Below are 20,361 nucleotides of genomic sequence, written 5' to 3'. Positions count from 1 at the left end.
ACAAGAATTAAAATATTTTATTTGAAAATATGTTATTTTTTTTTAAAGCTGACGATAACTTTTTAAAATTGTCAAGAACTTTTATAAATTGTTGACAACTTTTTAAAACCTGTCAACAATTTGTAAAACTTGCTTAAACATTGTAATTGGCATATAATCTGTTTTAAAAATTATGGAGTTTTATGATGAGCAAATATTCAGGAACTAAAACAGAAAAAAACTTGCAGGCAGCATTTGCAGGTGAAAGTCAAGCTAGAAACAAATATACTTACTTTTCGGCAGTAGCAAAAAGCGAAGGTTTTGAGCAGATTGCAAAAATTTTTGAAGCAACTGCAAACAATGAGCGTGAACATGCAAAAATGTGGCTTACAGAACTCGAAGGAATCGGAAATACGCACGAAAACCTTACGTCGGCTGCTGATGGTGAAAACTATGAATGGACAGATATGTACGAAGGTTTTGCAAAAGATGCTGAAAATGAAGGATTTACAGAACTCGCTGCAAAATTCCGTGCTGTTGCAAAGATTGAAAAACACCACGAGGAGCGCTACCGAAGGCTGTTAAATGATGGCGAAGTTGCAAAACAGGCAAAAGAGGGAACAGTCAAAGTTTGGGAATGCCGAGTTTGCGGTAACATAATCGTTGGTCCTAATGAACCTGATTTCTGTCCGACTTGTGAGCAAAAAAATGTTTACTTCGAAGTTCATGACGATAATTATGATTTGAACCTTTCGTGGGGATAATATCAGTTTGTAGTATAAAAACTGGCAGAAGTTATGTGCTTTGCCGGTTTTTTTTTATGATTTTATATTTATAGGATTTTGATGATAAAAAACATTGTCTTTGATATTGGTTCAGTTTTGGTAGAATTTATTCCTGAAAAGGTTTTGCAAGATATGGAGCTTCCTGAAGATGAAGTTCAAACAATCGCACAATACACAGCATACAGTAAATATTGGAGTGAATTAGATCGCGGTGTTATTGATAAAAACGAAGTTATTGAAAAAATGCTCAGCGAATTGCCATCAGAATATCGAAAAGATGCAAAACTTTTTTTTGAAAAAGAATTGTTAAAAGCCGTAAAAACTTTTGACTATGCAAAAAATTGGCTAAAAGAATTGAAAGAAAGCGGTTACAATATTTATCTTTTGACAAATTATCCCGATTGGATGTTCGATTATCACTGGGAAAATGAGTTTACGTTTGCTCCCTACATTGACGGAAAAGTTGTAAGCGGCAAAGTAAAAGTTCTAAAACCGAACCCTGAAATTTACAATGCGTTGCTCAAAAAGTACAAATTGAATGCAAAAGAATGTGTATTCATAGACGATAGGGCAGAAAACATCGAGGCTGCGAAAAAACTCGGATTTTCGGGATTTGTGTTCACAGATTTCCAAAAAGCAAAAAAGCTATTATCGGAAATGTTGAGATAAATCAGACACCGAACCTGAATCTGACCTCGAGCCCGAACCTTACCACAAAAGACTTAAGAGAACTTGAACAAAATCAAAAATTTTCTGACCAGAACCCGGAACAAAACGAATTTAAAATAAAATCACGGAATATAAAAAAAATAGATTTAACATGTTGACACAAATCTCCTTTTTTTATATATTTGACATCACACGCCGCAGTAGCTCAGTTGGTAGAGCGCCGGACTGAAAATCCGTATGTCGTTGGTTCGATTCCAACCTGTGGCATGAAAAGCTTCTGATTTGTTCAGGAGCTTTTTTTATTTTTGACACATTTGACAATTTATCTTTACCATATTGCACATAATCTGCAAATATTATATATTTACACAATATTATCTTGTGGTATTATTTATTTTTTTGTTGACGGTAGCGGAATGATAGACGCAATGCACCTTTTGTGCAGCGGGCTAGTGGCGGCCGGGCGTAATATCGGGCAAGAAACAGGAGTTATAATTATGAGAAAGGGAATCCACCCAGATTACAAACTTACAAAAATTACTTGCGCTTGCGGCAATGTGATTGAAACACGTTCAACAGTTGAAAATATCCACGTTGAAATTTGTTCTGCATGTCACCCGTTCTATACAGGAAAGCAGAAGCTTGTTGATACTGCAGGTCGTATCGATCGCTTTAACAAGCGTTATGGTATAAAAGGTTCTGAGAACTAAAAATCAAATCAAATGAGTTTGCGGTGCAAATCTCGTTGCAAAAGGAACTGCTACGGAAGTTATTGAACTTCAAAGATGTCGGTTCCTTTTTTTTGTTTAACTAGGCTAAGGTAAATTTCCAGCAGCGGTGCGGCTTGCTGCCTGTAAAATCTGTCGGAATTGTTTTGGTTGTGATATCTTCAACTTTGAAATATGCTCCGGAAACTGTCTTTGGCGGAATTAGACTTGCGTCGAATTTCAATCGTTCGCTGTTTGTTGAAAAGTAGAGAACGCCACCTGGATTTAAGATATTTAAGCAATCTTTTACAAGCTGCTGCCATTGTTTATTTATATCAAGCACATTCGGCGTATTTTTGCTGTTGCTGAATGTCGGCGGATCAAGCACGATTATATCGTAAGATTTGGTGATGAGGTTCTTTTCTGCAACAGCCTTTTCTTGCAAAAAATAGATGCAGTCTGCCCGTGTAAAAATGTATTTTTTATCATCAAATCCGTTGAGTTTCATATTTTCTTTTGCCCATGAAAGATAAGTGTTCGACAAGTCAACAGATTCCACAGATTTTGCATTTCCTTGAGCAGCGTAAACAGAAAAACTTCCTGTATAGCAAAAAAGATTTAATACGCTTTTGTTGCTGCAAGTGTCTCTCAAAATATTTCTAAGAGGACGATGATCAAAAAAAAGTCCTGTGTCCAAATATGATGTTAAATCAATCTTAAAAAGTTGCCCGCATTCTTGTGTCAAACTGTATGGAATTACCGATTCAACAGATTTTTCTTTATCGCTTTGTTTTTCATACTGATTTTTACCTTTCTGGTGTTTGCGAAATTTTTTAATGATGTGATTTTCTGGAATTCCTAAAACATTTGAAGCTGATTGTGCCATCGTTTTGAGCCACACCTCTTCTTCTTCATCAGTTTTTTTATAAGGGCGTTCATAAAGGTAAAGAATTGCATAAGTGCGTTCCTTTATATCCGATTCTATAGACAAGTCGTTTGCAGCAATTTTTGCATTTTGTTCAGCTAGAAATTTTGCCGTTTCAATAGGATTTGTAACATCATTCGGTAAAAACTCATACAGATCAAGGCTTAAAGGAATTTCTGGGATATCGCGGTCATAAAGGCGATAACATGAAATCCTATTTTTTCTTGCCCATTTTCGAATTTCTTTGTATTTTTTCTTTAGTCTGTTTGAAAATAGCTGCGACTGATATTCCGTTTTGTTTACAGATTTATTTTCCATATTGAAAAAGTATAATGTATTATCGCAATATGTTTAACTGTGAACAAGATTCCTTTTGGTTCATTGTCTACAAATTATTGTTTTATAAACAAAAATATGCCCGACAAAATCATCTATCGTGCCACCTACAAAATCATCTGGCTTCCCCCAACTGTAAAAAAACTGTATAATTTTGCACTATATGCGAAAGGTGTACTGAATATGAATGAAAATTATCTCGGAGCCTGTGTGCACTGTGTAAATAATTGTAAATAATATTGATTGAGACTGTTTCAAAAGTTTGTTGCTTTTTTTACAGTTTCGTAAAGGAATCATTATGGATTTTAATGAATTAGGTCTTGATGAAAGACTTTTGAAAGGAATTGAAGCTGCCGGTTATGTTAGTTGTACGCCGGTTCAAGAACAAGTGATCAAAGCTTCAAAATCGACTGCCGGTTCAAAGGGACCGGATTTGTATGTTCAGTCGCAGACTGGAACAGGTAAAACTTGTGCTTATCTTACAGCCGTAATCGAAGAAATGCTCAAACAAGAAAACAAGGGAAAAAAATGTTTGATTTTGGCACCAACTCGCGAACTCGCAGTCCAGATAGAAGAAGAAGCAAAAGTCCTTGTAGGAACAAGCGGTCTGAAAGTTTTTTCCGTTTATGGTGGAGTAGGTTATGAAAAACAGATCGCAAACCTCAAAAAAGGCGTTGATATAGTCATCGGAACTCCAGGCCGCGTTATAGACCTGAACGAAAGCGCCAATCTCTCTCTTGCAGATACAAAATTTTGCGTTATAGATGAAGCAGACCGCATGTTTGATATGGGATTTTACGCCGACCTTCGTCAAATTTTAAAATGCCTTCCTGCTGCGGAAGAGCGCCAGACGATGCTTTTTTCCGCAACGCTCAATTCGTATGTGAAAAACCTTGCATGGGAATACACTCGCGACCCGATAGAAATCACAATCGAATCTGAAAACATCACCGTGAGTGAAATTCAACAGGAACTGTTGCACGTTTCGAGCGATGATAAAATGAAACTTTTGCTTGGAATTCTTAAACACGAGACTCCTGAAAGCGCAATCATCTTCTGTAACACAAAACGCACTTGTGAAGTTGTTGCAAAAAGGCTTCAGCTCAATGATATAAAGTGTGATTTTTTAATTGGAGATTTGCCACAGTCAAAACGCCTCCAAATCTTAAAATCTTTTAAAGCTGGCGAAATCAAAACTCTGATTGCAACTGATGTTGCCGCTCGCGGAATCGACATAGACGACCTTGCTATGGTTATCAACTATGACCTGCCTGTAGAAGCTGAAAACTATGTCCACCGTATTGGAAGAACGGCACGCGCCGGAAAATCAGGCAAAGCATATACATTCTGTTCGGAACAAAATGTATACAATCTTCCAGCTATCGAGCGCTATATAGAAATGCAAATTCCTGCAACTGTAGCTTATTCAGACCAGATGGAAGAAGATAAATCTGCCGGTGTCTATATCAAAACAGAAAACTGGCACGACGATGATGAAAATGACAACCGAGACGGATACAAAAAAGGTAAAAACGGTGACTTTCACAACAGGCGAAGTGAGCGTGGGCGAGTGGGCGAACGTAAATCATATAGCAAAGACGGGAAAAAAGATTTCAAAAAAGGCGACCGCAAAGATTTCAAAAAAAATCAGAGCAAAGATGAGCGTAAAAGAGAACGCAAGCCATACATCGATCCTGCAAAACTCGAAGGACTTTCTTATGAAGAGCGCATGAAGCTTTACAAAGAAGTATATTCTGCTCCTGCTGATAAAAGCGCCGGCAACAAAAACGGTAACAAAAAGTCTTTCGACAAAAACAAGAAAAACATCAACGGTGAATATAAAAAAAGTGTTTACAAAAAAGGTGATTATAAAAAATCAACATACAAAAAAGCCGATTATAAGAAAAACTATAAAAAATCTTATAATGATAACAAAAAATCTCCTGAAAAGAAGATGTCATTATTCCAAAAGATAAAATCTATTTTTGGAAAATAAAAAATAATTGAGGAAATATAATTGATTACAGTAAGCAATGTCAGCGTTTCTTTTGGTGAGAAACCGCTTTTTAAAGATGTAAATCTAAAATTCAATAAAGGCAACTGTTACGGCATCACAGGTGCAAACGGGGCAGGAAAGTCTACGTTTTTAAAACTGCTTTCAGGGGAACTTGAAAAAGATTCCGGTGAAATATTTATGACTCCCGGCGAACGCATGGCTGTTTTAAAACAAGACCACTTTGCTTTTGACCAGTATTCTGTAAAAGATACTGTCATGATGGGGTTTCCAAAACTTTATGAAGTTTCTAAAGCTCGCGACGAAATCTACGCTAAGGCTGATTTTACTGAAGAAGACGGAATCAAATCTGCGGAACTTGAAGCTGAATTCGGAGAGCTTGGCGGGTACGAAGCAGAAAATCAGATTGAGCAGATGCTCTCAGGATTGGGTCTTGAAGAGCAGTTTCACGATAAGATGATGGGAGAACTAGATGAAAGTCAGAAGGTTCGTGTTTTGCTTGCTCAGGCGATTTACGGCAATCCTGATGCATTGCTTTTAGACGAACCTACAAACGGTCTTGATATTGAATCAATCACATGGCTCGAAAACTTCCTTTTGGATTTTGAAAACACTGTGATAGTTGTTTCCCACGACCGCCACTTCTTGAACACAGTTTGTACATATATATGTGATATCGATTTTGGTAAAATCACTCAGTTCAGCGGTAACTACGATTTCTGGTATCAGATGACCCAGGTTATGCAGCGCCAAGCTCATGACCAGCAGAAGAAAACAGAAGATAAAATGAAAGATCTTCGCGAATTCATCTTGAGATTCTCATCAAATGCTTCTAAAGCAAAGCAGGCTACTTCTCGTAAAAAAATCTACGATAAATTGGCAGATTCTCTTGAAGATATTCCTGTTTCAACACGAAAATTTCCTTATGTGGCATTTAAGACTGATCGGGAAATCGGAAACAACGTCTTGGAAATTAAAAATTTGAATTATACTGATCAGGACGGCAATGTTTTGCTAAAAGATTTCAATCTAAAAATCAACAGAACAGATAAAGTTGCTTTTGTTGGTATTGAACACAATTCAATCACAGCCTTGTTCGACATCATAAATGGAAAAATAAAACCGGCAAGCGGTGAGTTTTTCTGGGGAACAACGACAAGTCAATCTTATCTTCCTCGCGATAACAACGAAAATTTCAACAATGATTTGAATATCACTGAATGGCTCAAACAATATTCAAAAGAACAGGATGATTCTTATGTTCGCGGGTTTCTCGGAAGAATGCTTTTTAGCGGCGATGAATCTTTGAAAAAAGTAAAAGTTCTCTCCGGTGGCGAAAAAGTCAGATGTATGCTCTCTAAATTGATGCTCAGCGGGGCAAACTGCATCACAATGGACGACCCTACAAACCATCTCGACCTTGAAGCGATTCAGTCTTTGAACGAAGGCTTGATAGCGTTCACTGGAGTTCTTTTGTTCTCTTCTCACGACCACGAGTTTATTCAGTCTATTGCAAACCGTATTGTTGAGATCACCCCGAACGGTGTTATTGACCGTATGATGTCGTTCGACGACTATATCAGCGATAATACAATTACGGAACAGCGCCAGAAACTCTATGAAGGAACCGGAAAACGAATCAAATATAGAGTGTAAAAATTATCTTACTTTTGATTTTTTTTTCTTACCCAATGTAAAAGACCCGTACATTTTTTATGCCAGGTCTTTTTTTTTACAGAATTTTTTTTCTGCATAAAAAAAACGAAAATATCTAAAAAAAAATTGACAGCTCGAATATCCGGTGATAACCTATAAATGGTTTGAAACGTTTTCGGTAACGTTTCAAATCTATTACAAAAATATTTAAAAATTTTTTTTCACAGGAGGAAAAAATGAAAAAAATTATTTTGGCAACAACAATGTTGTTGGCTGCTGCTGCATCAATGTTCGGGGCAGCAAAAAAGGGGCAGGTTCGCTTTTTGAACGGAAAGCCGGAAGTTGCAGATGTATACCAGGAATTGGCAGCTGATTATGAAAAAGAAACTGGCGTAAAAATTATTATTGAAACCGCAGCAAATAACCAGTACGAATCTACACTCTCTGCGAAAATGTCTATCAAATCGCAGGCTCCAACATTGTTCCAGATCAATGGACCACGTGGATATGCTAACTGGAAGAACTACTGTGCAGATCTTTCAAAGACAGAACTCTACAAACACCTTACAGATAAATCTCTTGCTATAACTAACAAGGGAAAAGTTTATGGTATTCCTTATGTAGTTGAAGGATATGGTATCATTTACAACAAAGCAATTACAGACAGATATTTTGCTCTTCCAAACAAAGCAACAAAATATAAATCTATGGACGAAGTAAAGAACTTTGCCGCACTCAAAGAAGTTGCTGATGATATGCAGAGAAACGCTTCAGCTCTTAAAATCAAAGGTGTCTTCGCTTCTACATCACTGAAAGCAGGAGATAACTGGCGATGGCAGACTCACCTTGCAAACCTTCCTATCTACTATGAATTCAAAAACAACAAAATTGATCTTTCTTCCGACGCAACAAAGAAAATCACATTCCAGTACGCAAAGGAATATCAGAACATTTTTGACCTTTATTTGAACGATTCAGTTATTCCTGCTAAAAACACAGGTGTAAAAACTGTTGAAAACTCTATGGCTGAATTTGCTCTTGAAGAATGTGCTATGGTACAGAACGGAAACTGGGCTTGGGGACAGATTGCAGGTGTTTCAGGAAACAAAGTAAAAGCTGAAAACGTAAAATATCTCCCAATCTACACAGGTGTTGCAGGTGAAGAAAATCAGGGACTTTGTATTGGAACAGAAAACTTCTTCAGTATCAACTCAAAAGCTTCTAAAGAAGACCAGAAAGCAACTGCTGACTTTATCTATTGGTTGTACTCTTCAAAGACGGGTAAAGACTATGTATTGAACAAACTCAGATTCATCGCTCCATTTGATACATTTGCTGACAATGAAAAACCTACAGATCCATTGGCAAAAGAAATCCTCCGATGGATGGATATGCCTGGCATAACATCTGTTGCATGGAACTTCACATTGTTCCCTAGCAGAAGATTCAAAGACAACTTTGGTGCTTCATTGCTCCGCTACGCTCAGGGTTCTAAATCTTGGGACGAAGTAAAAGCACAGGTAGTTTCTGACTGGGCTACAGAAAGTGCAATGGCTGACTAATTTTAGCTATTAGAGATGTTTATCACAGAGCGGATTTATAAAATCTTAAATCCGCTCTTTTTATAATCAAAAAAAATCTTGTTGGAGGAAAAGATGAAAAATAAGGGTAGAAATTCTATACGAAGATATTTTCCAATATTTGTTTTACCTACATTGATTTGCTTTACTCTGTTTTTTGTAGTTCCTTTTTTTATGGGTATTGGATTGTCTTTTACTAAATTTACTACAGTTACGGATATTACATCATTTGTAGGCTTTAAGAATTATATTAAGGCGTTTACTGTTGATAACGAGTTCTTACATGCTCTTGAATTTACTTCGATATTCACAGTTGTTTCAATTATTACCGTAAATGTATTTGCTTTTGCTCTGGCATTGATGCTCACAAAAGGAATAAAAGGAACAAATTTTTTCAGATCAATATTTTTTATGCCAAACCTTATCGGAGGTATCGTATTAGGATATATCTGGAATCTTCTTTTGAACGGTGTTTTACTTCGTTATTTTGGTGCAGATATTTCTTTTAAAACAGAATACGGTTTTTGGGGACTTGTCATCCTTACAAACTGGCAGCATATAGGTTATATGATGGTTATATACATCGCCGGTCTTCAGAATGTTCCGGAAGATTTGCTTGAGGCTGCACAGATTGATGGCGCATCCGGTTTCAGAATTTTATTTCATGTAAAGATTCCAATGGTAATGCCAGCTATCACAATCTGTACATTTTTGACATTGTCTAACTCATTTAAGATGTTTGACCAGAACCTTGCTCTTACAGCAGGAGCTCCGGAAAAAACAACTGAGATGTTGGCTTTGAATATTTATCAGACATTTTACAATAGAAATGCAAATTGGCACGGTGTAGCTCAGGCTAAAGCCGTAATTTTCTTTATCATCGTAGCTTTAATTGCGTTTATTCAGTTGCGTGCTACAGGTAGAAAGGAGATTGAACAATAATGCTGATGAGAGAAAAAAGAGCTGTAAATAATTTTATTACACTCGGAATTTTGATTATTTTAACTTGTGTTTTCGTTTTTCCAGTCATTCTTGTTTTTATGAATTCATTTAAGGCAAGATTTTACGTGTCTATTCAACCATTTGCATGGCCTAGCGGCGACATGTTCGTCGGTTTTGAAAACTATCTAAATGGGCTTACTACTTCAGGATTTTTATTAGCGTTCTTTCGCTCTGTCTTTGTAAGTATATTTTCAGTTGTTTTGATTGTCTTATGCTCATCGATGACTGCATGGTACATTGTGCGCGTAAAAGACAAAGTTACAAAACTATTGTATTACATATTTGTATTCAGTATGATTGTACCATTCCAGATGGTGATGTACACGATGACTTTTGTTGTAACTTCAATTTATTTTTCAAATATTTTTGGAGTAGTTCTTGTATACCTTGGTTTTGGAGCTGGGCTCTCAGTATTTATGTTTTCAGGTTTTGTCAAAGGACTCCCGCTAGAAATAGAGGAAGCTGCAAAAATTGATGGATGTAATCCTATTCAGAGATTTTTCCTGATTGTTTTTCCGATGTTAAAGCCTACTTCAATTACTGTTGCGGTTTTGAATGCAATGTGGGTTTGGAACGACTTCCTTCTTCCTTATCTTGTACTTGGTTCTGACCACAAGACAGTTCCTGTTGCAATTCAAATTGCAATGCAGGGTGCTTACGGTTCTACAGATTACGGCGGATTCATGGCAATGCTGGTTTTGTCAGTTATTCCTATCATTGCATTTTACATGGGTTCACAAAAGTACATTATAAAAGGTGTAATTGCCGGAGCTGTAAAAGGATAATGTTTGCAACAATGTTCTGTCTAAAAATTTAATTTTTGGACGGTTCATTGATTTTATTTAGGAAAGTGGTATGACAATAAAAGATATTGCAAAAGAATGTGATTGTGCCATTGGTACAGTTTCGAGAGTTCTTAATAATCATCCTGATGTCAGTGATAAAACGCGTCAAAAGGTTATGGCTGTTGTTGAAAAGTATGGATTTTTTTTGAACACAAATGCTAAACTGCTGAAATCTCAGGAACGAAACAATCTTGTGATTATTGTAAAAGGAACCTCAAGTATTCTTTTGACTAGCCTTTTGGAAAGAATTCAAAAAATGCTAGAACCGCTTCCATATACTGCAAGCGTCGTAGTCCTTGATGAAAACGATGATGAAGGATTAAATGCCACTCGCATTGCTTGTGAGCAGAAACCTCTTGGCATAATTTTTTTAGGTGGAAGCCCGGACAAACTTGCCGATGATTTTGAAAGGGTTCACGAACCTAGTGTCCTTATTTCAAATCAAGCTCACACTTTAGACAGTAAATATGTTTCAAGCGTAAGCATCGACAACTTTGAGGCTTCTTATTTTTCTGCAAAGCATTTGATTGAAAACGGACATAAAAATATTGGAGTGATTGGCGGTGCACTTGATACAGGCCTTTCTACTATCCGTTATGAAGGATTCCTCAAAGCGATGGATGAAGCTAATCTCAGTTTTGATTTTGAAAAGTCGTATGAGCCTTCCAAATATTCCTTTGAAGGTGGTGAAGCGGCTGTAAAAAATCTTATAAAAAGGAATCCTGATATTACTGCAATATTTACAATGTCAGATGCGATGGCTATTGGCGCCTGCAGGCAACTTAGAGACATGAATTATTCTGTGCCAGAAAGATTTTCTATCATAGGATTTGACGGAATCTCGCTGGCCAATTATTTTTGTCCAAGAATTACGACAATTCGGCAAAACGCTGATGAACTTGCAAGAGAAGGGCTTTCTGTTTTGCTCGATTGTATAGAAAAAAACGCTAATCCTTGTCATAAAATCATTCCATTTGAGTTTATAAAAGGTGAAAGCGTAAAAAAAATAAATTGATAAGGTGTTTTTATGTCTTTATTAGATAAACGCTCTAACGGTGTTTTAATGCACATTTCGTCTTTGCCGGGTGAAACCGGTATTGGAACAATGGGAAAGCATGCTTTTGCATTTGTAGACTTTCTTGTAAAAAGCGGACAAACATATTGGCAAATTCTTCCAATCTGTCCTACGAGTTATGGAGACTCTCCATATCAGAGTTTTTCGACTTTTGCAGGAAATCCGTATTTTATAGATTTTGAGCTTCTTGAAAAAGACGGTTTAATTTCCGCTCAAGATTACAAAAATGTAAAATGGTGTGAATCCGAAAAAAAAGTTGATTACGGAATTCTTTACGTTGAGCGCCACAAGATTTTTAAATTGATTCAGAAGAATTTTGAAAAAAATATTCCAGCCGACTATCACGAATTTTGTAAAAAAAATGATTTCTGGCTTCAAGATTATGCGCTATTTATGGCAATAAAAGACGAACACAACGGGTCATCTTTTATCAATTGGGAAAAAGATATTCTTTTGCATGAAAGTTCTGCCGTAGAAAAGTGGACAAAAAAATGTTCAGACAGAATAGAATATTATAAAATTCTTCAATATCTGTTTTTCAAACAGTGGTTTTCTCTAAAAGATTATGCAAATAAAAAAGGAATCAGCATAATCGGTGATATTCCGATTTATGTTGCTGCCGACAGCGCTGATGTTTGGACTAATCCTGAGATTTTTATGCTTGATGAAAATCACATTCCTATTGAAGTTGCCGGTTGTCCACCTGACGCTTACGCTTTGGGAGGTCAGCTTTGGGGAAATCCTGTCTACCGCTGGGATTACTGTAAAAAAACAGGTTTTAAATGGTGGAAGCAGAGAATTACATCTAGTCTGAAAATTTACGATATTTTAAGAATCGATCATTTCCGCGGATTCGACACTTTCTACTCTGTAAAATACGGTTCAATAGATGCCAAAATCGGGGAATGGAAAAAAGGTCCGGGAATGGATTTGTTCAAAGAGCTTAAAGACAGTTTTGGTGAACTTCCTATCATTGCAGAAGATCTTGGCTATGTGACAGACACCGTGCGTCAGCTTTTAAAAGATACAGGTTTCCCGGGAATGAAAGTCCTTCAATTTGCTTTTGATGCAAATGACAAAAACGGATATATCCCTTATGAATTTCCGAAAAACTGCGTAGTTTATACAGGAACTCACGATAACTGCACAATCAATCAGTGGGTTGAACAGGAAAAAGAACAATTTGTTCAGGCTGCAATGGATTATTACAGAATTACAGATAAGTCAAAAGTCAGAGAAGAAATGATGCTCTCAGGGATTTCTAGCGTTGCAAACACATGCATCTTGACAATGCAGGATTTAATCGGTTGCGGAAAGGAAGGAAGAATGAACACTCCTTCAACAGTCGGCGAAAACTGGAAATGGCGCGCAACATCAGATCAGTTCAGTGATGACATCGTTGAGTTTTTGGGAAAATATACAAAGATTTATGGACGCAAAAATGAAAAAATCTGTCAGTAAAACAACTGATAAATATCTGATGTAAATTATGATGACTAACGCAGTGAAAATTATTAAAATACAAAATATATGCGTATAACACCTGTAATTTTAAGTGGTGGCAGCGGCTCTCGCCTGTGGCCGCTTTCAACATCAGAAATTCCAAAACAGTTTTTAAAACTTACAAACAATTTCACAATGATTCAGAACACTTTACTCCGATTAAAAGGGGTAGAGTGCTCTGCTCCTATAATCTCCTGCAATGAAAACCACAGGTTTTTAGTCGCTGAGCAACTCTCGGAAGTCAGCGATAAAAAGCCTAAGATTTTGCTTGAACCTGTCGCAAAAAATACAGCACCTGCAATTGCTGCCGCATGTTGTGCTGCTCTCAATGAAGATAAAAACGCAATCGTTGCAGTTTTTCCAAGCGACCACGTGATAGCTGATGAAGAGAAATTTCAGGCAGCTATAAAAATCGCTGCAGAAAAAGCTTTAGAAGGCTACCTCGTAACGTTTGGAATTGTCCCAACTTTTCCTTCTACAGGGTACGGATATATAAAAGGGAACGACAACCTTGAAAAGTTTGTAGAAAAACCTTGCCTTGAAAAAGCCGAAGAATACATCGCAAGCGGTCAATATTCTTGGAACAGTGGGATGTTTGTTTTTAAAGCTTCAACGTTCCTTTCAGAGCTTGAAAAATTTGAACCGGAGATGGAGATGCTTTCTAAACAGTCTTATGAAAACGCTGTAGTTGAAAATGATTTTATACGGCTTGATAAAAAAAGTTTTGAAAAAATTAAAGGAAATTCAATTGACTACGCTGTGATGGAGCACACAAAAAAAGGCAAAGTTGTAAAACTCGATGCCGGCTGGAGCGATGTCGGCTCGTGGGCAGCGTTGTGGGATATAAACAAAAAAGATGAACATGGAAACGTATTAAAAGGGAAGGCACTGATGCTTGATACTAAAAACTCATACGTTCACTCGGTAAAAAAGCCAATCGCGGTGATTGGGCTTAGAGACATTGTCATTGTTGAATCGGAAAATACGATTTTAGTCGCTGCAAAAGACAAAGTTCAAGATGTAAAAAAAGCAGCAGAAGAGATTAAAAATCTCTAGAGGTTTTATATGTATATTATTCCAATTATCATCGCCGCAGTGGCATTTTTGATATCTCTTTTTTTGACAAAAGTTGTGATTATCTTCTGTAAAAAATACAGTTTTTATGATTCTACAAATGCTAGAAAAATTCACACAGGAAACATTCCAAGACTCGGCGGAGTTGCGTTTGTATTGTCTTTTTTTGCAGCGCTTGTCGTTTACAGTTTAGTTTTCAAAGGAATTCCTGTAAAACACAGCGTTCCTCTCATCGTCTCAGGCTCTATAATTTTCTTTTTTTGCATTTTAGACGATTTTTTAGATATTCGTGCAGTTATAAAACTTTGTGTACAGATAATCGCAGTGACAATTGTCGTGTTAAATGGCTTTAGATTTGAATCGATTTGCGGATGGAAGTTGCCGTTGTGGTTCAGCTATCTTCTTACGTTCGGATGGTGTCTCGGCTTAATAAATGCATATAATTTAATAGACGGGCTAGATTCTCTTTGCGGCTTTTTATCGTTGTCTGTTTTTATGACAATTGGAATAACATGTGTAGTGATGAGCGATATGAACGGTTTTATCTGTATTTTTCTTGCCACAGCGATTTTAGGATTTTTAGTTTTCAATATGCCGCCTGCAAAAATATTTATGGGCGACTGTGGAAGCCAGTTTCTTGGCTTTATGATTGCGGTTACTCCTTTGAGCATAAACATAGAAAAAATAGAATTCAATAAATTTTTGCTAGTTTTTCTTTTGTCATCGATTCCAGTGTTTGATACAATTGCGACAATATGGCGCCGCATTCGAGACCATCGTTCAGTAATGGCTCCAGACAGGCTCCATCTTCATCACAAACTTTTGAATCTGGGGCTTTCAATAAAAGGCACGTTAGTTGTCATTGCTTTAATTCAATGTGGAATATGTATTTCGGCAGCACTCTCAATGTTTATGCCTGAAAAATTCGGCACTGTGATTTTGATTCTCGCATTGATGTTTGTAACACTTGCATTCAGTATGCTCCATTTTATCCATTGGAATGTGCTAAAGAAACACAATCAGCTTGGAGTTCCTGTTCCTGATCTTACAAAATAGTCCGATGAAAAAAATATTTCTCTCTTTGATAGTCGCCTTTTTGTTGCTCAATTCGCTCTACGCGCAAGTTTATTTTGATTCAATGGAAGCTGATTATTCTTTGATACCCCAAACATGTTTATCAGACTTTTACAAATACAATCTAGAAAAGCTACATAAAATAAATTACTGCTATCAATCTGTCGTTGAGCTTCCAAAATCAAATTATTTTTCGTGTGATGAAATTCTTCAGAATAAAATAGATACAATGGGCGGCGGCGTTGATTATTACAATATAGTTCACAAAGTAAGAAAACCTATATTTACAGAATCAAAATATAACAAAAATAAAAATATGCTTTATGTAAAAGATAAAACATTCGGGAAGCTTTATTTTGATACGGAATTTTATCAGCATGACAATATCTGCACATGTACTGCCGTGCTAAACAAAAAACTCGAAAATTTTTTATTTCGTGCAATAAAACCCGGCGAATTTACAATTTTCATCATGACAGTAGATAAAGGTTCTTCTGTTGTTATGTATTTGGCTGTGCAAACTTCATTTAAATTGCCTGTTTTTTTTAGGCGGTATATAATAAATGCATTCTGGGCAAGGCTTCACGGCATAAACAACTGGTTTATAAGAATGTATACTACCGGAAAACATTTAGAAAATTAAAACTTAATTGAGCTTGCAATAACTGATAGATTTTTTTTTGTGCGTGTGATAATATGCCTCTTATGGAAGACAAAGATAAAACTATTACAGAAAAAAATGATGATGAAATCAGTTTGATTGACCTTTTTGCTGTACTTATCAGATACAGAAAATTGATTTGTATTGGAACTGCTGCGGTGACTTTGCTTGCAGTTGTTAAATTATTTGTTTTACCAATCGTACAAAAACCGAGCAATGTTCATGAATTAAACATAACATATACATTGTCAATTAATTCAATAGATAAAACTGTGTCAAGTTTGTTTCCTCAAGAGGTCTCTAAACTTGCAGGCTATTATTTAAATCGTCCTCAGTTTTTGGCGGAAGAACACAAAGTTTTTCCCGCATTTGATAGAGACGCTTATAAATTGACAGATTATCAATATAATTCTTTTATTCTGAGACTTCAAAATAAAAACATTACTATAAATATTTCACCACTTGGGAATGCAATTGAAATTTATGTAAAAGTTCCACAGGAAAATAAAGATATTTGCGACCAATTGATAACCGACATGGTCTCAAAAACAGAAAAACAGCTTGAAGACTCCTTGCTTCCTTTGGTTAAAGAGTTTAAAAAGACCAACCTCGATTCTCTTAGAAAAACTGAAAGTTTTCTCAATGACAATACAGACCGCTCATCTATTCAAAGAATGCAGGAGTTAGATACAAAAATAGAGCAGTTTTTGGTAAGTTTTACTTCATTTATTTATCTAATGCCAATTCCATTTATTGTTTTAGAACCTCTTGGACGATTAAAAACTCTAGCTATCGTATTCTTTGCAGCGTTGCTTATTTTTATATTCATAGCATTTGTGTTGAATGCAATCAAAAATATTAAGGCTGATTCAGAGGCAAGTTCAAAGATTGCTGACGCATGGAATTCTGGCAAACTTTCTAAAAAATAAAGGTTTTATTTTGCTTTTTAAGCTTGCATTTCGCAGTGTTTTTTCTCGAAAAAGTTCGTATGTCATAATTCTTTTTGTAGCATTTGCAATCGCTCTTTTTTGTATTGCTAATGCTGTTTTTGACAGTACAGAAAACGGCGTTCAGACTAATTATGTTGCAAGTTTTACAGGTGACTGTTATATCCGCCCAAAATCTGATATCCAGCAGAGCCTTTTTGGAGACGAAACACCGGTCACCGGAGAGTTGACTGAAATTCCGTCTTTAGTCCCATACACCAAAATCATAGACACATTATCTTCTCTTAAAGAAGTTTCTGGTTTTACAGCTCAGGTAGCCGGTGCTTGCATGGTCGAACGTGCAGACGGCGCAAACAGAAATGGCTTTTACGTCTTTGGCGTAAAAGGTACCGAATACATTGACTTGATGAAATCAATTTCTATTGTCAGCGGAGAGCCTTACAAAGACGGAGAACGCGGTGCTATGGTATGCTCCGAAGTTGCTTCAAAACTCGGGGTTGGAGTTGGAGACACAATTCAGTTTATCGCGGCTGATGGTCCAAATTATAGAATTCGTGCAGCAAAAGTCGTTGTCATTTTTAAATATCAAAATTACAATCAGTTGTTTGGAAGAATTGTCATTGCAGATCCTTTTACAGTCCGTTCACTTTTAGATATGAATGAAGTGTACGACGCAGAACAGATTGACATTTCCGAAGAAGACAAAAATCTCATAACAGAAGACGGCGATATTGACGATTTATTTTCCGATTCACAAGATGTTGAAGGTGTTTTTTCAGAAGATACTCCTCAAGTCTCAAATGCGGAAAAAAATTATGAAGTTAATGCGTCACAAGAATCTACAACTTGGAATAACATAATAATTAGGTTGAATCCTGAAACACACACAAAGCGTTTTATTCGAAAATTAAACAAGATTTTCAAACAAAAAGGTTGGGCTGTATCTGCAAGTGACTGGCGTCACGCCGCAGGAAGCACTGCACTATATCTTTACTGGATGAGGATAATATTCAATGCAGGAATTGTCATAGTTTTGGCAGCTGGTTTTATAATTGTCAACAACACTCTTGTTGTAAACATCCTCGACAGAACACGCGAAATCGGGACTTTACGTGCGGTAGGTGCAAAAAAGCGTTTTATATCGGCTTTATGCATGATTGAAACTTTTATTCTTTCTGCGAGCGGTGGCGTTGCCGGCATATTTGCAGGTAAGATTGTGATTCATTATATAAATAAAGCGCACATTGTGTTCAGTAATTCATTTTTAATTCAGCTCTTTGGCTCCGATGCGCTTTTTGTTGAAATAACAGGTGAAAATTTTATAAAACTCGTCATTTTGATTTTGTTTCTCGGAATTCTCGGCTGGATTTATCCTGTAATAGAAGCGTTGAAAGTCAGTCCTGTAACTGCAATTCAGGGGGCAAAATGAAAGATTCTTTTAAGATGGGATTTCGTTCCATCGTATATCGGAAAAAACAATATCTTTCACTTTTTCTGGTCTGCCTTTTTGGAACAGGAATTTCTCTTTTTTGCATTTACACAGTCGATGGAATGCTGAGGGCGCTTGAGGATAAAGCAAAACTCTATTATGGCGGGGATTTGCAGTTTTTAGGCGGTTGGGGTGTTGACCAGCCTGTTTCAAACGTAGAGGAATTAAAAAAATATTTCCCAAGCCAAACTGTCATAAGCCCTCGCTATGATTTAAATGCGGAATACGCTGCGCTTTATTATGAAGGTTCCGGCGTTCGTCAGCGCATAATCAAAGGTGTTGATTTTGACACGGAAAAAGATTTGTTTGCCCGTTTTAACTATACGGAAGGCAGCGCAAAAGAAATAAAGGGGACTAACGGGGTAATTCTTTCCGAACCGATTGCCCAGATGCTCGGATGTCATGCCGGCGATGAAATAACATTTATGCTGCGCACAGCTTCGTACCAGATAAACACTGTTCCTCTAATTGTAAAAGGAATTTTTCGTGATTCGAGTTTGTTTGGAATGTATACATCGTATATGGATATCGACGTATTAAAAAATGCTTGGGGATATCCATCAAACTTCTGCAACAGAATCTGCATTTCTTTTAAAGACGGGTTTGACGATAAATATATCGAAAAATATCGGAACGCACTTTCTGCGCAGTTCAACATGTACAAAACTGTCGAAGACAAAAAAGAATATTTTAATTCAGGAATTTTATATTCACAAAATCAGCCGTACGCACTTGTTAAACTGAGCGCTAACCTTCAAGATTTAAAAGTTGTCATAGATGCGATGAAAATCATAGTTGCTTTTGTGATTGTTATGCTTGTCATCATCATCGTGGCAGGAATAAGCAGCACATTCCGCGTAATTGCAATGAAACGCATAAACGAAATCGGAATCTATAAAGCGATCGGAATGAGACGGTTTAAAATTTATTCAATGCTTCTTACAGAAACAATGATTTTAGTGATAGCAGGATGTATCGCAGGTTTTATTTTTTCGATTCTAATAAGTTTTGCAATAAGCTTGTTCAGCTTTTCGTTTATTCCCGCATTTGACATCTTCCTTGTAAACGGCCACCTGCACGGAATCATTAACATAAAATCATTTTTAGCTGTTTCCTCATTTATTGTTGTAACTACGCTTGCCGCAGTTTTGTTTGCAGTTCGGAATACTGTAAGAGTAACACCTTGCGAAGCCCTAGCCGTGACAGAATAAAATCGTAATAAATATTCAGGAGATTAGGAGATTAATAGAATGAAAAAAATAATTATCAGCGCAGTTGCATTGCTTTTTTCTTCGTTTCTTTTTGCAATTTCAGAAGCGGAAGCTGGCAAACTCTTAAAATCGGCTGAAGAGAGTTCTTCGTTTTACGATACTGATTTTAAAGGCAATTATACAGTCGTCCAGACAAAACCCGGAGAAGGGCAGAACGTAACTGAAGCAATAATGTACCGCCGCGATTCAAAAAAAGCGTGGACAATTTTAATCACAGGTCCGCAAAGAGAAAAAGGCAAAGGATATCTTCAGTTTGACGACAACATCTGGTTCTTTGACCCTGCCGACAGGCGTTTTACTTTTACAAGCGCTAAAGACAAATTTCAAAACACAAATGCAAATAATTCTGATTTTGCACCTCAAAAATATTACTCAAGCTATGATATTGAAAGTTTTGAGGAGGTTGCTCTCGGAAAACTCGACTGCGTTTTGTTTACGCTAAAAGCAAAAGATAATTCAGTCGATTACCCAATGCTAAAACTCTGGGTTACAAAAGATGACGGGCTTGCACGAAAAAAAGAAGATTACTCGTTGAGCGGTCAAAAACTTCGGACAACTGCAATTCCGTCTTATCAAACTGTCAATTCATCTACAGGAAAATATTCAATTCCCGTATCAATGTTGATTCAAGACAACCTTAAAGGTAAAAAAATCAGTGGAAAGGTTCAGTATGAAAAAACGCAAATCACAATCAAGAATGCGGCTTTTGAAAAAGTTGAAGATACTGTTTACACAAAACCATACCTAGAAATGATGAGCCGGAAATAAA

General features: G+C 36.6%; 18 protein-coding genes and 1 tRNA gene. 18 read left to right on the top strand and 1 reads right to left on the bottom strand.

Going from position 1 to position 20,361, the window contains the following annotated elements:
• Positions 1-182 precede the first annotated feature (182 nt).
• From rbr to rpmE, 4 genes are all read left to right on the top strand, one after another.
• Complete coding sequence (gene rbr / locus H9I37_RS07660; RefSeq protein WP_370586899.1) at positions 183-743, top strand: rubrerythrin; 561 nt, start codon at positions 183-185, stop codon at positions 741-743.
• 81 nt (positions 744-824) lie between these two features.
• The gene (locus tag H9I37_RS07655) at positions 825-1,433 is read left to right on the top strand and encodes an HAD family hydrolase (RefSeq protein WP_255422561.1); all 609 of its coding nucleotides are present in this window, start codon (positions 825-827) and stop codon (positions 1,431-1,433) included.
• 194 nt (positions 1,434-1,627) lie between these two features.
• Positions 1,628-1,700: transfer RNA gene (locus H9I37_RS07650), tRNA-Phe, on the top strand.
• Positions 1,701-1,930: 230 nt separating this feature from the next.
• Complete coding sequence (gene rpmE / locus H9I37_RS07645; RefSeq protein WP_187381850.1) at positions 1,931-2,143, top strand: 50S ribosomal protein L31; 213 nt, start codon at positions 1,931-1,933, stop codon at positions 2,141-2,143.
• A 100-nt stretch (positions 2,144-2,243) separates the two neighbouring features.
• On the opposite strand, the gene H9I37_RS07640 is transcribed toward rpmE, so the two are convergent.
• Positions 2,244-3,383 (bottom strand): class I SAM-dependent methyltransferase, encoded by a 1,140-nt coding sequence (locus H9I37_RS07640; protein WP_187381849.1) that lies wholly within the window; start codon positions 3,381-3,383, stop codon positions 2,244-2,246.
• 316 nt (positions 3,384-3,699) lie between these two features.
• Between H9I37_RS07640 and H9I37_RS07635 the strand changes: the two genes are divergently transcribed.
• From H9I37_RS07635 to H9I37_RS07570, 14 genes are all read left to right on the top strand, one after another.
• Positions 3,700-5,397, top strand: a complete 1,698-nt coding sequence (locus tag H9I37_RS07635; RefSeq protein WP_187381848.1) for a DEAD/DEAH box helicase — start codon at positions 3,700-3,702, stop codon at positions 5,395-5,397.
• 21 nt (positions 5,398-5,418) lie between these two features.
• Complete coding sequence (locus tag H9I37_RS07630) at positions 5,419-7,071, top strand: ABC-F family ATP-binding cassette domain-containing protein (RefSeq protein ID WP_187381847.1); 1,653 nt, start codon at positions 5,419-5,421, stop codon at positions 7,069-7,071.
• A 236-nt stretch (positions 7,072-7,307) separates the two neighbouring features.
• A complete protein-coding gene (locus H9I37_RS07625; protein WP_187381846.1) occupies positions 7,308-8,633 on the top strand; it encodes an ABC transporter substrate-binding protein in 1,326 nt (441 codons plus the stop codon).
• Between the two features lie 93 nt (positions 8,634-8,726).
• Entirely contained in the window at positions 8,727-9,593 is an 867-nt protein-coding gene (locus tag H9I37_RS07620) for a carbohydrate ABC transporter permease (protein ID WP_187381845.1), read from the top strand.
• Entirely contained in the window at positions 9,593-10,438 is an 846-nt protein-coding gene (locus H9I37_RS07615; RefSeq protein ID WP_222864192.1) for a carbohydrate ABC transporter permease, read from the top strand. The genes H9I37_RS07620 and H9I37_RS07615 overlap by 1 nt, the downstream gene beginning before the upstream one ends.
• 70 nt (positions 10,439-10,508) lie before the next feature.
• Entirely contained in the window at positions 10,509-11,513 is a 1,005-nt protein-coding gene (locus H9I37_RS07610; protein WP_187381844.1) for a LacI family DNA-binding transcriptional regulator, read from the top strand.
• Between the two features lie 12 nt (positions 11,514-11,525).
• Positions 11,526-13,034: a 4-alpha-glucanotransferase gene (gene malQ, locus H9I37_RS07605; protein ID WP_187381843.1), complete on the top strand. Its 1,509-nt coding sequence runs from the start codon at positions 11,526-11,528 to the stop codon at positions 13,032-13,034.
• Positions 13,035-13,103: 69 nt separating this feature from the next.
• Positions 13,104-14,132, top strand: coding sequence for a mannose-1-phosphate guanylyltransferase/mannose-6-phosphate isomerase (locus H9I37_RS07600; RefSeq protein WP_187381842.1), 1,029 nt, complete (start codon positions 13,104-13,106; stop codon positions 14,130-14,132).
• A 9-nt stretch (positions 14,133-14,141) separates the two neighbouring features.
• Positions 14,142-15,206: an MraY family glycosyltransferase gene (locus H9I37_RS07595; protein ID WP_187381841.1), complete on the top strand. Its 1,065-nt coding sequence runs from the start codon at positions 14,142-14,144 to the stop codon at positions 15,204-15,206.
• Between the two features lie 4 nt (positions 15,207-15,210).
• Positions 15,211-15,867 carry a DUF6675 family protein gene (locus tag H9I37_RS07590; protein WP_187381840.1) on the top strand — a complete coding sequence of 219 codons (657 nt, stop codon included), beginning with the start codon at positions 15,211-15,213 and terminating at the stop codon, positions 15,865-15,867.
• 62 nt (positions 15,868-15,929) lie between these two features.
• Complete coding sequence (locus H9I37_RS07585; protein ID WP_187381839.1) at positions 15,930-16,814, top strand: GumC domain-containing protein; 885 nt, start codon at positions 15,930-15,932, stop codon at positions 16,812-16,814.
• On the top strand, positions 16,729-18,261 hold the full coding sequence (locus H9I37_RS07580; protein WP_187381838.1) for an ABC transporter permease: 1,533 nt from the start codon (positions 16,729-16,731) through the stop codon (positions 18,259-18,261). Before H9I37_RS07585 ends, H9I37_RS07580 begins: the two co-directional genes overlap by 86 nt.
• Positions 18,258-19,532: an ABC transporter permease gene (locus H9I37_RS07575; protein WP_187381837.1), complete on the top strand. Its 1,275-nt coding sequence runs from the start codon at positions 18,258-18,260 to the stop codon at positions 19,530-19,532. Before H9I37_RS07580 ends, H9I37_RS07575 begins: the two co-directional genes overlap by 4 nt.
• A gap of 39 nt (positions 19,533-19,571) precedes the next feature.
• Positions 19,572-20,360: an outer membrane lipoprotein-sorting protein gene (locus H9I37_RS07570; protein ID WP_187381836.1), complete on the top strand. Its 789-nt coding sequence runs from the start codon at positions 19,572-19,574 to the stop codon at positions 20,358-20,360.
• Position 20,361 lies beyond the last annotated feature (1 nt).

It is taken from the genome of Treponema sp. Marseille-Q3903, assembly GCF_014334335.1.
Taxonomy (GTDB): Bacteria; Spirochaetota; Spirochaetia; order Treponematales; family Treponemataceae; genus Treponema_D.
The sequence above is the reverse complement of the archived record's forward strand: the minus strand, read 5'-3'. Positions and strand labels throughout refer to the sequence as shown.

What these genes read in the sequence shown, in the direction of transcription:
- H9I37_RS07575 (WP_187381837.1), top strand. Translation starts at nt 18,258, where the DNA reads ATGAAAGATTCTTTTAAGATGGGATTTCGTTCCATCGTATATCGGAAA.
- H9I37_RS07625 (WP_187381846.1), top strand. Translation starts at nt 7,308, where the DNA reads ATGAAAAAAATTATTTTGGCAACAACAATGTTGTTGGCTGCTGCTGCA.
- H9I37_RS07655 (WP_255422561.1), top strand. Translation starts at nt 825, where the DNA reads ATGATAAAAAACATTGTCTTTGATATTGGTTCAGTTTTGGTAGAATTT.
- malQ (WP_187381843.1), top strand. Translation starts at nt 11,526, where the DNA reads ATGTCTTTATTAGATAAACGCTCTAACGGTGTTTTAATGCACATTTCG.
- H9I37_RS07585 (WP_187381839.1), top strand. Translation starts at nt 15,930, where the DNA reads ATGGAAGACAAAGATAAAACTATTACAGAAAAAAATGATGATGAAATC.
- H9I37_RS07610 (WP_187381844.1), top strand. Translation starts at nt 10,509, where the DNA reads ATGACAATAAAAGATATTGCAAAAGAATGTGATTGTGCCATTGGTACA.
- H9I37_RS07595 (WP_187381841.1), top strand. Translation starts at nt 14,142, where the DNA reads ATGTATATTATTCCAATTATCATCGCCGCAGTGGCATTTTTGATATCT.
- H9I37_RS07620 (WP_187381845.1), top strand. Translation starts at nt 8,727, where the DNA reads ATGAAAAATAAGGGTAGAAATTCTATACGAAGATATTTTCCAATATTT.
- rpmE (WP_187381850.1), top strand. Translation starts at nt 1,931, where the DNA reads ATGAGAAAGGGAATCCACCCAGATTACAAACTTACAAAAATTACTTGC.
- H9I37_RS07640 (WP_187381849.1), bottom strand. Translation starts at nt 3,383, where the DNA reads ATGGAAAATAAATCTGTAAACAAAACGGAATATCAGTCGCAGCTATTT.
- H9I37_RS07635 (WP_187381848.1), top strand. Translation starts at nt 3,700, where the DNA reads ATGGATTTTAATGAATTAGGTCTTGATGAAAGACTTTTGAAAGGAATT.
- H9I37_RS07590 (WP_187381840.1), top strand. Translation starts at nt 15,211, where the DNA reads ATGAAAAAAATATTTCTCTCTTTGATAGTCGCCTTTTTGTTGCTCAAT.
- H9I37_RS07570 (WP_187381836.1), top strand. Translation starts at nt 19,572, where the DNA reads ATGAAAAAAATAATTATCAGCGCAGTTGCATTGCTTTTTTCTTCGTTT.
- H9I37_RS07615 (WP_222864192.1), top strand. Translation starts at nt 9,593, where the DNA reads ATGCTGATGAGAGAAAAAAGAGCTGTAAATAATTTTATTACACTCGGA.
- H9I37_RS07580 (WP_187381838.1), top strand. Translation starts at nt 16,729, where the DNA reads ATGCAATCAAAAATATTAAGGCTGATTCAGAGGCAAGTTCAAAGATTG.
- H9I37_RS07600 (WP_187381842.1), top strand. Translation starts at nt 13,104, where the DNA reads ATGCGTATAACACCTGTAATTTTAAGTGGTGGCAGCGGCTCTCGCCTG.
- rbr (WP_370586899.1), top strand. Translation starts at nt 183, where the DNA reads ATGATGAGCAAATATTCAGGAACTAAAACAGAAAAAAACTTGCAGGCA.